Annotated in this window: 13 protein-coding genes and 4 tRNA genes; 7 read left to right on the plus strand and 10 right to left on the minus strand. The window is 54.9% G+C overall.

Annotated elements, in window-relative coordinates:
* Nucleotides 1-43: 43 nt before the first annotated feature.
* Nucleotides 44-1627: a rhodanese homology domain-containing protein gene (locus tag RGW60_RS12480; protein WP_322204897.1), complete on the plus strand. Its 1584-nt coding sequence runs from the start codon at nucleotides 44-46 to the stop codon at nucleotides 1625-1627.
* Nucleotides 1628-1689: 62 nt separating this feature from the next.
* Here RGW60_RS12480 and RGW60_RS12485 read toward each other — a convergent pair whose 3' ends face one another.
* From RGW60_RS12485 to RGW60_RS12505, 5 genes are all read right to left on the minus strand, one after another.
* Nucleotides 1690-2727 (minus strand): NADP(H)-dependent aldo-keto reductase, encoded by a 1038-nt coding sequence (locus RGW60_RS12485; RefSeq protein ID WP_322204898.1) that lies wholly within the window; start codon nucleotides 2725-2727, stop codon nucleotides 1690-1692.
* Nucleotides 2728-2924: 197 nt separating this feature from the next.
* Nucleotides 2925-3000, minus strand: a tRNA-Gly gene (locus tag RGW60_RS12490).
* A gap of 3 nt (nucleotides 3001-3003) precedes the next feature.
* Nucleotides 3004-3079 (minus strand) — tRNA-Glu (locus tag RGW60_RS12495).
* A gap of 101 nt (nucleotides 3080-3180) precedes the next feature.
* Nucleotides 3181-3256: transfer RNA gene (locus tag RGW60_RS12500), tRNA-Gly, on the minus strand.
* Nucleotides 3257-3258: 2 nt separating this feature from the next.
* Nucleotides 3259-3334, minus strand: a tRNA-Glu gene (locus tag RGW60_RS12505).
* 265 nt (nucleotides 3335-3599) lie between these two features.
* Here RGW60_RS12505 and RGW60_RS12510 point away from each other — a divergent pair.
* Nucleotides 3600-4370, plus strand: coding sequence for a hypothetical protein (locus RGW60_RS12510; RefSeq protein ID WP_322204899.1), 771 nt, complete (start codon nucleotides 3600-3602; stop codon nucleotides 4368-4370).
* 51 nt (nucleotides 4371-4421) lie between these two features.
* Here RGW60_RS12510 and RGW60_RS12515 read toward each other — a convergent pair whose 3' ends face one another.
* Entirely contained in the window at nucleotides 4422-4907 is a 486-nt protein-coding gene (locus RGW60_RS12515; protein WP_322204900.1) for a GAF domain-containing protein, read from the minus strand.
* The gene (locus tag RGW60_RS12520; protein ID WP_322204901.1) at nucleotides 4904-5794 is read right to left on the minus strand and encodes an ATP-binding protein; all 891 of its coding nucleotides are present in this window, start codon (nucleotides 5792-5794) and stop codon (nucleotides 4904-4906) included. Before RGW60_RS12520 ends, RGW60_RS12515 begins: the two co-directional genes overlap by 4 nt.
* An 84-nt stretch (nucleotides 5795-5878) precedes the next feature.
* On the opposite strand from RGW60_RS12520, the gene RGW60_RS12525 reads away from it, so the two are divergent.
* The gene (locus RGW60_RS12525; protein WP_322204902.1) at nucleotides 5879-8197 is read left to right on the plus strand and encodes a response regulator; all 2319 of its coding nucleotides are present in this window, start codon (nucleotides 5879-5881) and stop codon (nucleotides 8195-8197) included.
* A gap of 37 nt (nucleotides 8198-8234) precedes the next feature.
* Here RGW60_RS12525 and RGW60_RS12530 read toward each other — a convergent pair whose 3' ends face one another.
* The gene (locus tag RGW60_RS12530; protein WP_322204903.1) at nucleotides 8235-8720 is read right to left on the minus strand and encodes a glutathione peroxidase; all 486 of its coding nucleotides are present in this window, start codon (nucleotides 8718-8720) and stop codon (nucleotides 8235-8237) included.
* 114 nt (nucleotides 8721-8834) lie between these two features.
* The gene (msrB, locus tag RGW60_RS12535) at nucleotides 8835-9230 is read right to left on the minus strand and encodes a peptide-methionine (R)-S-oxide reductase MsrB (protein WP_322204904.1); all 396 of its coding nucleotides are present in this window, start codon (nucleotides 9228-9230) and stop codon (nucleotides 8835-8837) included.
* 192 nt (nucleotides 9231-9422) lie between these two features.
* On the opposite strand from msrB, the gene RGW60_RS12540 reads away from it, so the two are divergent.
* The 3 genes from RGW60_RS12540 (at nucleotide 9423) to RGW60_RS12550 (ending at nucleotide 12470) form a co-directional block, all read left to right on the plus strand.
* The gene (locus tag RGW60_RS12540; protein ID WP_322204905.1) at nucleotides 9423-10634 is read left to right on the plus strand and encodes a pyridoxal phosphate-dependent aminotransferase; all 1212 of its coding nucleotides are present in this window, start codon (nucleotides 9423-9425) and stop codon (nucleotides 10632-10634) included.
* Nucleotides 10635-10860: 226 nt separating this feature from the next.
* Nucleotides 10861-11748 (plus strand): protease HtpX, encoded by an 888-nt coding sequence (htpX, locus tag RGW60_RS12545; protein ID WP_322204906.1) that lies wholly within the window; start codon nucleotides 10861-10863, stop codon nucleotides 11746-11748.
* A gap of 71 nt (nucleotides 11749-11819) precedes the next feature.
* A complete protein-coding gene (locus RGW60_RS12550; protein WP_322204907.1) occupies nucleotides 11820-12470 on the plus strand; it encodes a DUF2959 domain-containing protein in 651 nt (216 codons plus the stop codon).
* Here the strand turns inward: RGW60_RS12550 and RGW60_RS12555 are convergent.
* Entirely contained in the window at nucleotides 12447-13112 is a 666-nt protein-coding gene (locus RGW60_RS12555) for a thiopurine S-methyltransferase (protein ID WP_322204908.1), read from the minus strand. The two genes, RGW60_RS12550 and RGW60_RS12555, sit on opposite strands and share 24 nt — an antisense overlap.
* 103 nt (nucleotides 13113-13215) lie before the next feature.
* Here RGW60_RS12555 and RGW60_RS12560 point away from each other — a divergent pair, with 103 nt between their 5' ends.
* Nucleotides 13216-13983, plus strand: a complete 768-nt coding sequence (locus RGW60_RS12560; RefSeq protein ID WP_322204909.1) for a class III extradiol ring-cleavage dioxygenase — start codon at nucleotides 13216-13218, stop codon at nucleotides 13981-13983.
* Nucleotides 13984-14168: the final 185 nt, after the last annotated feature.

Below are 14168 nucleotides of genomic sequence, written 5' to 3' on the forward strand. Positions count from 1 at the left end.
TTCTCCCTGATATTTGGGATCTGTCTAAAGAAGGCCAACACCCATGAGTAACCTTCCCTCTCGATCCTTCGCCGACATCCGTCGCGCACTGCTGGCCCGTGAAGAACTGGCGCTGGTGGATGTTCGCGAGGAAGCACCGTTCGCTCAGGGTCACCCACTGTTCGCTGCCAACATTCCACTGTCGAAACTTGAACTTGAAGTGTTCTCGCGCATCCCCCGCCGCAATACAGCCGTAACGCTGTACGACAACGGCGAAGGCTTGGCGGCAATGGCACTGCAACGCTTGCACGAACTTGGCTACAACGACGTGCGATTGCTGGAAGGCGGTTTACAGGGCTGGCGCGACGCTGGCGGCGAACTGTTCATCGACGTCAACGTGCCTAGTAAAGCTTTTGGCGAGCTGGTAGAAAGCCAACGCCACACGCCGTCGTTGGCCGCCGAAGAAGTGCTCGCACTGATCGCCGCCAAAGCTGATGTAGTGGTGCTCGATGCTCGCCGCTATGACGAATACCAAACCATGAGCATTCCCGGCAGCATCAGCGTGCCGGGCGCTGAATTAGTGTTGCGCGCCCGCGAATTGGCGCCGGACCCCAACACCCGAATCATCGTCAATTGCGCCGGTCGAACTCGAAGCATTATCGGCACCCAATCGCTGATGAATGCGGGGCTGCCGAACATTGTCTCGGCGTTGCGCAATGGCACCATTGGCTGGCTGCTGGCCAATCAAACGCTGGAGCACGGCCAAGCGCGACGTTTCTCCGCCGTGAGCGAAGACACTCGTGAGCTGGCCAACGCTGATGCGCTGAAGGTTGCACACAAGGCCGGGGTCAAACGTGCCTCCCGAGCCGATTTACCTCATTGGCAAACCGAGCCCGCCCGGAGTACTTACCTATTCGACGTTCGTACCCCGGAAGAATTTACCCGAGGCCATCTGCCAGGTTCGCGCTCAACACCAGGCGGCCAACTGGTGCAAGAAACTGATCACTATGCCAGCGTGCGTGGCGCTCGACTGGTACTGATCGACGACGACGGCGTACGGGCCAATATGTCTGGCTCTTGGTTGGCACAGCTAGGTTGGGAGGTATTCGTCGTTGACGACTTACAACCTAACGATTTCAGTGAGAAAGGTGATTGGGAGGCCCCCATTCCCGAGCCGCGCCAAGCCGAGGAAATCAGCGCCGAAACCCTTGCCCAATGGCGTGATCAAGGCGACGTGGCAGTGCTGGATTTCACCACCAGTGCCAGCTACGTCAAACAACACATTCCCGGCGCGTGGTGGGTATTGCGTGGGCAACTGAACCAAGCGCTGGAGAATATTCCCGTCGCGCAACGCTACGTGCTGACGTGCGGCAGCAGTCGCCTGGCGCGGCTCGCCGTGGCGCAGGTCGAGGCGTTAACCGGCAAGCAGGTCTTCCTGCTCACGGGCGGCAACGCCACCTGGTTCGCCTCCGGTTTTCCCGTGCAAGCGGGCGAAAGCCATTTGGCTTCGCCGCGCATTGACCGCTACCGCCGACCCTACGAAGGCACCGACGCGCCGCGTAAAGCCATGCAAGCCTATCTGGACTGGGAATTTGGTCTGGTCGATCAGCTGGCCCGCGACGGTACCCACGGGTTTTTCGTCATCTAGAAGATTCCGAGGCGCTACGCAGTCAGAAGCGCTCCTAGCGCGAAAGGTCATGCTGCAGTTGATTACGGCGCCGGGTTGGGTTGCCGGGCGTGGATGGCTTCGATACCCGCCAGCACGTCTTGGGACAGAGTTACGTCGGCGCTGGCCAAGTTGCTGGTCAATTGCTCAGAAGTGGTGGCGCCGATGATGTTACTGGTCACGAACGGTCGGCTGGTGACGTAGGCCAATGCCATTTGTGCCGGGTCCAGGCCGTGTTCACGCGCCAGCCCCACGTAAGCCGCGCTGGCAATGTCGACCTGCGGATTGTTGTAGCGCTGGAAGCGATCAAACAGCGTCAACCGACCCTTCGCGGGGCGAGCGCCGTTGAGGTACTTGCCCGCCAGCACGCCAAACGCCAAAGGCGAATAGGCCAGCAAACCGATCTGCTCGCGTATCGCGATTTCAGCCAGGCCGATTTCGAAGGTGCGGTTAAGCAAGTTGTAAGGGTTCTGGATCGATACCGCCCGTGGCAGGTGACGACTTTCCGCCATGTGCAGGAAACGCTGGGTGCCCCATGGCGTTTCGTTAGACAAACCAAAATGGCGAATCTTGCCCGCTTTCACTAAATCGTCTAATACCAACAAGGTTTCTTCGATCTCAACAGGCTGATCATGCGCATCATGGGTGTAGCCCAGCACACCAAAAAAATTGGTTTTTCGGTCTGGCCAGTGCAATTGGTACAGGTCCAGATAATCAGTGTTCAAACGCGTGAGGCTGGCCTCAACCGCAGCGATGATGTTGACCCGATCAAGCCGTGGGTTACCGTCGCGAATGTGGTCCATGCGACCAGGGCCGGCGACTTTGCTAGCCAGAATCCAATCATTACGGTCGCCGTACTTCTGGAAGTATTGGCCAATAATGCGTTCGGTCTCGGCGTAGGTTTCGCCACCCGGCGGTACCGGGTACATCTCCGCAGTGTCGAGAAAATTGACCCCTGCGTCCTTGGACTGACGAATTTGTGCGAAGGCTTCTTCTGCCGTGTTTTGCTCGCCCCAGGTCATGGTGCCCAACGCGATGGCGCTGACCGTCAGATCGGTCTTGCCCAGTAAACGAAACTCCATCAATGACTCCGTCTGGCTCAACTATAAAAAAGTGCCCTGAGTCGGGCCTCGAATTTCGATGACCATCAAGCACCTGCCAAGGCCGACGACGCCAGTCTTTTTTCCGACCCGAAGGCTTTTCGCTCGACCCCAGCTTCCAGAACTCAAATAACGCACACACAAAAACGCCGCTCATTGAGCGGCATTTTTTGTACAAATGGAGCGGGAAACGAGACTCGAACTCGCGACCCCGACCTTGGCAAGGTCGTGCTCTACCAACTGAGCTATTCCCGCAAATGGCGTCCCCTAGGGGACTCGAACCCCTGTTACCGCCGTGAAAGGGCGGTGTCCTAGGCCACTAGACGAAGGGGACGCTGCCCGGAACATACACTGTATGTCCCAGTGTCCAAAACGTGATCCGAAGATCTCGTTCTGGTTTCACCAGACCTGTCCTAGAACACGTCTGCTTCAAAATGGAGCGGGAAACGAGACTCGAACTCGCGACCCCGACCTTGGCAAGGTCGTGCTCTACCAACTGAGCTATTCCCGCAATGGCGTCCCCTAGGGGACTCGAACCCCTGTTACCGCCGTGAAAGGGCGGTGTCCTAGGCCACTAGACGAAGGGGACACGCGTACAACATTCACTACTTATTTGCGCTTTGCTGTGTGCTTTACGCTGTAAGTGGCGCGCATTCTATGGATGCGGGGGCAGGTCGTCAACCCCCATCTATAAATTTATCTAAATCAATGACTTCCCTATGGTTTATGTATGCTGGTCACCAAACGGGCGCCTGTTTATCAGCGCCGTTAGTTTGACAGACATGCATTGCACTATCGGCCCACTGGGTTAAACACTACACTCAGCCGACAAATACCCGAACGAGGTTTCCACGGTGACACCACTCATAATCACCCTCCTGGTTGTTGCCGGCATTGCAATTCTGATTGCCATCGGTTTTCTCAATCATGTAGCCGAAAACAAGAAGCTGGAGCGTGCGCGCCTCAAGATAGAGCTTACTGATCGATTACGCCGTTGCGGCGAGATTACCGAAACGTTTCCAGGCCAGTTAATGACGCCGGATCTCAAGCTGCTGCTCACGCGACTGGAACTCAACGTCAACACCCGGCTGCTTACACTTGACAGAAGCAATAGCGCAATTCGGGAGCGTATTGCCGAGCTGACAGCGCTGATTAACCTGGGTGACAAGATTCCGGTCAATAATCCCCCTAGTCCGATTCAAACCGAAGCCAAAGCCAAGGACGTGCGCTTTCTATTGGAAGCATTACATGGTCAGGTCACTCGGGCCGCCCATGACGGTTTTTTGCCGAACAACGAAGCCAAGCAATGGATAAAACAGATACGCCACATCATGGTGGTGCTTCATATCGAATTTTTTAACAACCTTGGGCAACACGCCTTGGCTCATGAACAGCCGGGACAAGCACGATTGGCATTTGAGCGCGGCGTGCAATATCTGCGCAAACAGCCTGAGCCGGCGGTTTATCATGAGCAGCTTATTTATCTGGAAAAGCTTTTGGCGCGTTGCAATTCAATGGTGTTAGCCGTGACTGCGGCGGTTGAAGGCGAGGAAAACGAATTGACCGACGGCCTGAAGACTGACGATGCAAACGCAGAATGGAAAAAGAAAGCCGTCTACGACTGATGCATTAATACGTGCGGCAGACACGCTTGGGCGTGCCTGCTCTCATCAGATTTACTCGCACGTCGTAAGCTTCAAAAATATTGCCACCAACTGTTCAATCCCCGCCTGATCAACCTCCGAGAAGCGTCCGATATTCGGGCTATCCAGATCCAGCACGCCAATCAACCGGCCGTCTTTGATTAATGGCACCACCAGTTCGCTAGCGGAGGCGCTGTCACAGGCAATGTGCCCGTCAAATTCATTGACATCCCTGACCCGCTGAGTGTTCCGACTGGCCGCCGCAGTGCCGCATACCCCGCGGCCAAAAGGGATTCGTACGCAAGCAATCTGACCCTGAAATGGCCCTAGCACTAACTCTTCGTCCCGTGCGAGATAGAATCCAGCCCAATTTAAATCGTCGAGCTGGCTGAACAAGAACGCCGAAAACTGTGCGGCATTGGCAATAAAATCACGCTCGTTTGCCAACAATGATTCCAACTGTGCCGTCAGCAAGGTATAGCCGTTGAGGCCGACGCCGCTACTTTGCAAATCAATCATGCTTGCTGCTCCAACAATTTAAGACCCACCCAGTAACGCGCGAACTGGTAAGCGCAACGGCCGTTACGATTGCCACGGCCGGTGGCCCAGCGCACCGCAGCGATGTCCAATTCTTCATCGCGCCGCCACGCCAGACCCGATTTCGAGGCCACTTCACTGATCCAGTGTTCGACCACACTAAGGAAGTGCTCTTGAGTAAACGGATAGAACGACAGCCACAAGCCAAACCGGTCGGATAAGGCAATCTTGTCTTCTACACCTTCGCTTGGGTGAATCTCACCATCTACTTGCTTCCAGTTCTCGTTGTCACTGGCTTTTTCGGGGACCAAATGACGGCGATTGGACGTGGCATACAGCAATACGTTGTCGGGTGCTTGCTCCAGCGAACCGTCCAAAACACTTTTTAATACTCGATAATCACTTTCCCCTGCTTCAAACGACAGGTCATCGCAAAACAGCACAAACCGCTGGGGCAAGGTTTGCAATTGCTCTACAACACGCGGCAAGTCACCCAAATGATCGCGCTCAATCTCAATCAGACGCAGACCATCTTTGTGGTTCTCAGCCAGCAGTGCCCGCACCAGCGACGATTTTCCCGTGCCGCGCGATCCCCAGAGCAACGCATGGTTGGCGGGCAAGCCGTCGATGAACTGGCGAGTGTTACGTGCGAGCTGATCGCGCTGGCGATCAACACCAATCAAATCGGATAAGCGCATGTCAAGGCTTACCGCCAGCGGCATTAAATAACCAGAACGACCTTCCTGCACCCAGCGTGCAGCCAGACTATGGGTCCAGTCTACGGGCGTACGCAGGGCCGGCAACATAGGCTCCAATCGAGCTAAAACGGCGTCGGCCCGCTCGAGAAATGTTATTAACCGAGAGTCCACAATGTCTCCTTAATTAAACTGATTAAACGCAAGCCGCGATCAGCTATGCTACTTCGCGATGGCAAACGAGGAATGGCGCTGCCCATGGATATATCGTTCACCCACCGCCTGTCGTTCAAGCAAGCGCGTTTGACAGTATTGGTCGGCTTCATTTTAGGAATCCTGCTTAGCATGGTTCAAATCGCCCTCGATTATGCCAGCGAAGATGCATCGATCGATCGCGAAATTCGTTCCTTGCTGGAAATCAGTCACAATCCGGCATCGCGGATCGCCTACAACATCGACGCGGAACTAGCTCAGGAGTTAACCCTCGGGTTATTGCACTCCCCTGCTGTCGTAGGTGTTCGGTTAAGCGACAATAACAACATAACCCTCGCCAGCGTCGAGCGCCCGCCGGTTCAAAGCCGCTACCGGATCGTCAGCGATTTCCTTTTTGGTGCAAGCCGTGAATTCGAAGACTCGCTGCATCTGGATCACATGCCGCTTGAGCCCATGGGTACGCTGCACCTGACGGTGGACACTTTCGCTTTTGGCGGCCACTTCTTGCAGCGCGCCGAAATCACCTTGGTCAATGGTTTTGCCCGCAGCTTGCTGTTAAGCGTCATTCTGTTATTGCTGTTCTACATCACCCTGACCAAGCCGCTAGTAGAAGTAATACGCGCACTCAGTGAAAGCGACCCGCGCCGGTTGGACCAGCCGCCATTGCCCTGTCCACCTGAGCATGAGAAAGACGAGATCGGGGTGCTGGTGCAGGTCGCCAATCAGCAGTTCAGAACAGTTGCCAGTGAGTTTGCTCGGCGTCGGATTGCTGAAAACCAACTCAACGACCATTTGGATGAGTTGGAAAACATCGTCTCTGCGCGCACCACCGAACTCAAAGCCACCAACAGTCGTCTCAGCCTATCCAACGACGAGCTGCTCGTGGCGCGCAGCACAGCCTTAGACATGGCGCATGCGCGCGCAGCTTTCCTGGCAAATATGAGCCATGAGATACGCACACCGCTTAACGGTTTACTGGGCATGCTTTCGCTGTCACTGGACAGTCCGCTTAATGCAGAGCAGCGCCAACAACTGTCAATTGCCCATGACTCGGGCAAGGTATTGGTGGAGTTACTCAACGATATTCTTGACCTGTCTAAGTTCGATGCAGGTCAACTAGAGCTGGAAAATATTCCTTTCGACCTGGGTGCATTGGTAGAAGATACGGCCAATCTGCTGTCGCAAAACGCGGCGCCCAGTGTTGAACTGGCATGTTTGATCGACCCGCGGTTTCCAGCATTGGTCATGGGCGACCCGACTCGAGTCCGGCAGATCGTCAGCAACCTGTTGTCAAACGCCTTGAAATTCACGCGTTTTGGCCGAGTCGACGTTCGTCTGAGCACACACGGCAACGGTATTAGAATCGACGTCAGCGACACCGGCATTGGGATTGCGGTAAACGATCAGGCAAAAATTTTTCAACCGTTTACTCAAGCAGCGGCCGGTATCACTCGTCAGTACGGAGGCACCGGCCTCGGCTTGGCACTGACGCATAATTTGTGTGGCGCAATGGAAGGCCGGTTGAGTGTGGAGTCTAAGGTCGATTTTGGCAGTCGCTTCAGTGTGGATCTGCCGTTGATCTCCCATACGCCTGCGCCTGTACTGGGAGAACTCAAAGGGCGCGTAATTGCTGTGACCCCAGCGGGAAGTGGTCTGGCCGAACTATTGGCCAGCCTGCTACCTGGCTGGGGAATTGATTATCAGCAGCGCAGTATCGGCGACAGCTTGTATGGCTTGAATGCAGACCTGTTGATTACCGATTGCCCAGAGTGCTTATTGGGACTGCGCCCTGCCATTATCGCGCCCATCCTGTTAGTAACGGCTTATGGCAACTTTATGCCCAGCGAGGAGGTGATCGCCCTCTCACCGCTGCATCAACAGGCCCGCCCGCTGGCCCGGAATGCGTTGTACCAAATATTGCGCCGCACGCTGCTGCCTGAAGAACAGCTCTCGCGGGAACGGCTGTTGCGAGAAAAGGCACCCACCCACCGTGCGCGAATTTTGCTGGTGGAAGATAATCCGGTGAACCAACTGGTGGCCAAGGGTATGTTGAGCAAACTGGGCTGCGAAGTTGTTGTCAGTGGACACGGCGCCCAAGCCCTTGAGCAACTTGAGGAGCAGGACTTCGATCTGGTGTTGATGGACTGCAATATGCCAGTAATGGATGGCTACGAAGCCAGCCGTCAGATTCGCCAAAGCGGACGCTGGCCGCAGCTACCGATCATCGCCCTTACCGCCAACGCGATGCCTGAAGAACGCGAACATTGCCGCGCCGCCGGCATGAGCGACTATCTGGCCAAACCCTTTCGTCGTGAAGAACTGATCAGCTTGCTGGATCTGTGGTTAAAGCCGCTAGGCCCCTGAGTCCTTGGCGCAATACTCGGTTGGAGTGCGTCAATCATTACTTCAACAGCGCTTCGATTTCGCTGGCCAGGTCTTGCGGCTTAGTCAACGGTGCGAAGCGTTTGACCAATTTACCGTCTTTACCTATTAGAAATTTAGTGAAATTCCACTTGATACGCTCCGACCCCAACACTCCAGGCGCCTGCTTTTTCAGCTGGACGAACAGTGGATGGGCCTCACTGCCGTTAACATCAATTTTTTTGAACAGAGGAAAACTGACCCCGAAATTTAATTCGCAAAAATCGGAAATCGCGCTTTCATTGCCCGGTTCCTGATGACCGAACTGATTGCATGGAAAACCCAGCACCACCAAGCCTTGATCCTTGTAGGTCTGCCAAAGCTTCTCAAGGCCTTTGTACTGCGGGGTGAAGCCACACTTGCTAGCGGTGTTAACCACTAAAACCGCTTTGCCAGCAAAATCCGCCAGGGTTTTCTGCTCACCTTTAATAGTCGTGCACGGGATGGTCAGCAGATTTTCGCTCATGGCAACACCTTCAAAAAAGAGTGGAATGTGTAGAAAACATAGTGCGCAATTGACTTGCGCACAATTTAATTCATCCCATCAATATCAAGCCATAACAGGGTAGACCACGACTGGCTACTCGCGCGGAACCAAGTCCAGACACACCGAGTTAATGCAATAGCGCAGCCCGGTGGGCGCAGGGCCATCGGGAAAGACGTGGCCCAAGTGAGCGTCGCATTTGGCACACACTACTTCAGTGCGAATCATGCCGTGTGTCATGTCACGAATTTCAATCACGGCACTGCCTTCGAGCGGAGCGTAGAAACTCGGCCAACCGCAGCCGGAGTCGAATTTCGTTTCAGAATCGAACAACGGCTCGTTGCAGCAAACGCAGTGATAAACGCCCGCTGTTTTGGTGCCGTTGTACTTGCCGGAAAACGGCCGCTCGGTTGCTTTGAGGCGACAAACGTTGTACTGCTCCGGATCAAGCATCGCCTGCCATTCTTCGCGAGTTTTTTCCAGCTTTTCCATGGGTACCCCTCCACAACTTAAAAAGCCCAATCTGTATCTTTTCCAAGGATCGGGCGGCACGTATGATTGCGCCTGGTTAGACGCCAGTCTGTCATCCACGTTTCACGCATACAAACCCATTTTCATGGCGTTCTGCTCGGCGATCCAGGTGATGCTCACGCACTGGACCGTCCACTCTTGGGATCAATCACCATGCAGGTCAGCAAATCGAACAAGCTCGCCAACGTCTGTTATGACATACGCGGGCCAGTGCTCAAGCACGCCAAACGCCTGGAGGAGGAAGGTCATCGTATCCTCAAGCTGAATATCGGCAACCCGGCGCCGTTTGGTTTCGAAGCGCCGGACGAAATTTTGCAGGACGTGATCCGCAATCTGCCGATGGCGCAGGGCTACAGCGATTCGAAAGGCCTGTTCAGCGCACGCAAGGCAGTCATGCAGTATTACCAGCAGAAGCAGGTAGAAGGTGTCGGCATCGAAGACATCTACTTGGGCAACGGCGTCTCCGAACTGATCGTGATGTCGATGCAGGCGCTGCTCAACAATGGCGACGAAGTGCTTATTCCTGCCCCGGACTACCCCCTTTGGACCGCAGCAGTGAGCTTGGCCGGCGGCAGTCCAGTGCATTACCTGTGCGACGAACAAGCGTACTGGTGGCCGGACCTGCAAGACATTAAGGCCAAGATCACGCCCAATACCAAGGCAATGGTCATCATCAACCCCAATAACCCGACAGGTGCGGTCTATCCCAAGGAAGTATTGTTGGGCATGCTGGAGTTGGCCCGCCAGCACAATCTGGTGGTGTTCTCTGACGAAATCTACGACAAGATTCTCTACGATGATGCGGTTCATATCGCCACCGCGTCATTGGCCCCGGACCTGCTCTGCCTGACCTTCAATGGTCTGTCAAAATCCTACCGGGTCGCGGGCTTCCGCTCCGGCTGGGTGGTTATTTCCGGCCCGAAACACAATGCCAAAAGCTACATTGAGGGCATCGACATACTGGCCAACATGCGCCTGTGTGCCAACGTACCGAGTCAACACGCGATCCAGACCGCTCTGGGTGGCTATCAAAGTATCAACGATCTGGTGCTGCCCGCTGGCCGCTTGCTGGAACAACGCAACCGTACATGGGAACTGCTTAATGACATTCCTGGCGTCAGTTGCGTAAAACCCATGGGCGCGCTGTACGCGTTCCCGCGTATCGACCCGAAAATTTGCCCGATCCACAATGACGAAAAGTTCGTCCTTGACCTGCTTTTATCGGAAAAGCTGCTAGTGGTACAAGGCACCGCCTTTAACTGGCCTTGGCCGGATCACTTCCGCGTAGTGACCCTACCGCGCGTCGATGACCTGGATATGGCAATCGGTCGAATCGGAAATTTTCTCAAGACTTATCGTCAGTAAGCGAACTCCTCTAAACATGGGCGGCTTGAGAAGACCCCACAGCATGCCGCCTAACCTCAATTGGCTACGTAATGCTCCGATTTGCGAAGTACGCTGACACGCGAATTTTCGGTCGATGACCGGCAAACGACACAGTTTGAAATAGTCCCTCGGTTGAATCGCGACGGGCATCGCCTTATATACCCCGCATCACGTTACATATTTCCATGAGGAGACCGTTTCGACCATGATGCGCATCTTGCTGTTTTTAGCCACAAACTTGGCGGTAGTGCTCATAGCCAGCATTACCCTGAGCCTTTTTGGCTTTAATGGAATAATGGCGGCCAATGGGGTTGATCTGAACCTCAATCAGTTGCTGATTTTCTGTGCTGTTTTCGGCTTCGCCGGTTCGCTTTTTTCGCTGTTCATCTCCAAGTGGATGGCGAAGATGAGTACCGGCACCCAGGTCATTTCTCAGCCGCGTACTCGTCATGAACAATGGCTACTGCAGACCGTTGAGCAATTATCCCGTGATGCTGGAATCAAAATGCCCGAAGTCGGCATCTTTCCCGCGTACGAGGCCAACGCCTTTGCCACGGGCTGGAATAAGAACGATGCACTGGTCGCCGTCAGCCAAGGCTTGCTGGAACGTTTTTCGCCGGATGAAGTGAAAGCGGTGTTGGCCCACGAAATAGGCCACGTTTCCAACGGCGACATGGTGACACTGGCTCTGGTGCAAGGCGTGGTGAACACCTTCGTCATGTTCTTCGCGCGGATCATCGGCAACTTTGTCGACAAGGTGATCTTCAAAAACGAAGAGGGCCAAGGTATGGCTTATTACATTGCGACCATTTTTGCCGAACTGGTACTGGGCTTTCTCGCCAGCTCCATCGTCATGTGGTTTTCGCGCAAACGCGAATACCGTGCTGACGAGGCTGGCGCCCGTTTGGCAGGCAAGAACGCGATGATTGGCGCCCTGCAACGTCTGCGCTCGGAGCAAGGCGTGCCGGTACAAATGCCGGATAGCCTAACCGCCTTTGGCATCAATGGCGGCCTCAAGCACGGCTTGGCCGGTTTGTTCATGAGCCATCCGGCCCTGGAAGATCGCATTGAGGCGCTTCGTCGTCTCGCCTGATAAGCTTCACAACGTGTGACGAAAGGGCGACGCAAGTCGCCCTTTTGCTTATCTGGCTGAAGGAATAACCCATGCGCCACTTCGCCCTAGGCTGCATCACCCTTATCGCTTTAAGCGGCTGCCAAAGTGCATATTTCGCTGCAATGGATAAAGCTGGCATTCCAAAACGCCAAATGTTGGCTGGCCGAATCGAGGACGCGCGCGAGGCGCAGAAGGACACCAGTAAGCACTTATCCAGCGCGCTGGAAAGCTATCGGCGGGTGGTGCATTTCGACGGCGGCGATCTTGAGAAGCGCTACGACGTGCTAAATGACGATTATCAAGCCAGCGTTAAAAGTGCTGACGCCATTCATCAACGAATCGATTCCGTTGAAAACGTCGCCAATGCGTTGTTTGACGAATGGAACGCCGAACTTGATCAATACACTCGCCAAGACCTGCGGGCGGCCAGCGCGAAGGAATTGGATCGTACCCAAACCGAATACCGCACCCTGTTAGCCACAATGAAAACCGCTGAAAGCCGTATCCCGCCGGTCCTCAACGTACTGCATGATCAAGTGCTGTTTCTCAAACATAACCTCAACGCCCAAGCAATTGGGGTGCTCAAAGACGAAAGCGGCACTGTGCAAAACAACGTCTATCAATTGCTCAAAGACATGCAGCGCTCCATAGACAGCTCCGATGCGTTCTTGCGCCACCTACAAAGCAGGACCGCGCCGTAAATAATAGACACGCTCTTCCAGCCGCGTAACACCCCCGTTAAGGAATCTGCTGCTCGTGCCTAGCACATCGCAGATTTCCAGGAGTTGAATCCGCCAATCGGCTGCCAGCCGTTGCTGCACCTCGGCATCTGGCACCGCAAACGGCGGGCCCTCTATTTTCGATTGGTCGTAATCCAAAGTAATCAACAGCCCTTGGCAGATGGGCGGGAGTATCTGCGCCAGATGTGCGGTATAGGATTTGCGCATCTCGGGCGGCAACGCGATCAGCGCCGCACGGTCGTACAACGCGGCACAGTCGACCACATCCCCAGCTGTCAGGGCAAAAAAATCGCCACACCACAGCTCAATTGATTCAGCGCTATAAACCTTGAAGGGACCGCGCTGGGTGACTGTCGCTACCAGTTGCTGCTCGCTAAAGAAGTCTTCCACCGCCTTTTGCGTCAGCTCGATGCCCATCACCTCAAACCCGTGCCCCGCCAACCATGCCAGATCAAGGCTTTTGCCACACAGCGGCACCAACACCTGAGTACCCGGCGCCAGCCCAAGCCCAGACCAGAATTGCTGTAGATGAGGGTTGACCTGCGGGAGATGAAAGCCTATTTGGTTGAGTGCCCAACGTTTTTGCCAAAAATCTGGTTCCATACTGACTCCTGATAATTCGATCAAATCAGGCTAAAACTTATATTAGATTTAGATCAATCTTTTGCCTGAAGATGGTGCCATCTTAACGCTCAGGACTCCGACTATGTTCCCTAGCTTGTTTATCTCCCATGGCTCGCCAATGCTCGCTCTGGAACCTGGCGCGAGTGGCCCGGCGCTGGCACGTCTCGCGGCCGAGATGCCCAAGCCAAGAGCCATCGTGATTGTCTCGGCGCACTGGGAAAGTCAGGAGCTTTTAGTCAATGGCAATCCACAGCCAGAAACCTGGCACGACTTCGGTGGTTTTCCGCCCGACCTGTTTGCTGTGCAGTACCCAGCGCCGGGCTTGCCCGAGCTGACGAAGAAAGTGGTTGAACTGCTCAGCGCCGATGGACTGCCGGCCCGTATCGACTCCCAGCGTCCGTTTGACCACGGCGTCTGGGTGCCGCTGTCGTTGATGTACCCGCAGGCTGACATTCCAGTAGTGCAGGTTTCGCTGCCCAGCCGTCTTGGCCCAGCGCTGCAAACCCGGGTTGGCCGTGCGCTGGCGAGTTTGCGTGAAGAAGGCGTTCTGATGATTGGCTCCGGGAGCATCACCCATAACCTGCGGGAGCTGGATTGGCATGCCGGACCAGAAAGTATTGAGCCTTGGGCGCTGGCGTTTCGTGACTGGATCGTTGACAAGCTGACGAGCAATGACGAAGCAGCGTTGCATGACTATCGGCGTCTGGAACCGAATGCGGTACGCAACCATCCCAGTGACGAGCATCTGCTGCCGCTTTATTTTGCACGCGGCGCAGGCGGCGAGTTCAGCATCGCGCATCAGGGATTCACGATGGGCGCGTTGGGAATGGACATTTATCGGTTTGGTTGAGCGTTCGCCAGATAAATAGTGTCGCCTGCTTCCCGAATAAATTCGGTCCCACAGATTGAACTGACCCCAAAAACCTGGACAAAAATTAGCTGACCCGCAGCAGACGCTCGGGCATCTTCTACAGAAAATCCAAAACAAAAAAATCCCCGAACCAGTCGGGGATTTTTTATTCAGACTCGATCAGC

The organism is Pseudomonas sp. AB6 (assembly GCF_034314105.1).
In the GTDB taxonomy this organism is placed as follows: Bacteria; Pseudomonadota; Gammaproteobacteria; order Pseudomonadales; family Pseudomonadaceae; genus Aquipseudomonas.

Bases quoted from the DNA above. Each gene is read 5' to 3' on its own strand.
- RGW60_RS12480 (WP_322204897.1), top strand. From the start codon at position 44: ATGAGTAACCTTCCCTCTCGATCCTTCGCCGACATCCGTCGCGCACTG.
- RGW60_RS12485 (WP_322204898.1), bottom strand. From the start codon at position 2,727: ATGGAGTTTCGTTTACTGGGCAAGACCGATCTGACGGTCAGCGCCATC.
- RGW60_RS12515 (WP_322204900.1), bottom strand. From the start codon at position 4,907: ATGATTGATTTGCAAAGTAGCGGCGTCGGCCTCAACGGCTATACCTTG.
- RGW60_RS12525 (WP_322204902.1), top strand. From the start codon at position 5,879: ATGGATATATCGTTCACCCACCGCCTGTCGTTCAAGCAAGCGCGTTTG.
- RGW60_RS12530 (WP_322204903.1), bottom strand. From the start codon at position 8,720: ATGAGCGAAAATCTGCTGACCATCCCGTGCACGACTATTAAAGGTGAG.
- msrB (WP_322204904.1), bottom strand. From the start codon at position 9,230: ATGGAAAAGCTGGAAAAAACTCGCGAAGAATGGCAGGCGATGCTTGAT.
- RGW60_RS12540 (WP_322204905.1), top strand. From the start codon at position 9,423: ATGCAGGTCAGCAAATCGAACAAGCTCGCCAACGTCTGTTATGACATA.
- htpX (WP_322204906.1), top strand. From the start codon at position 10,861: ATGATGCGCATCTTGCTGTTTTTAGCCACAAACTTGGCGGTAGTGCTC.
- RGW60_RS12550 (WP_322204907.1), top strand. From the start codon at position 11,820: ATGCGCCACTTCGCCCTAGGCTGCATCACCCTTATCGCTTTAAGCGGC.
- RGW60_RS12555 (WP_322204908.1), bottom strand. From the start codon at position 13,112: ATGGAACCAGATTTTTGGCAAAAACGTTGGGCACTCAACCAAATAGGC.
- RGW60_RS12560 (WP_322204909.1), top strand. From the start codon at position 13,216: ATGTTCCCTAGCTTGTTTATCTCCCATGGCTCGCCAATGCTCGCTCTG.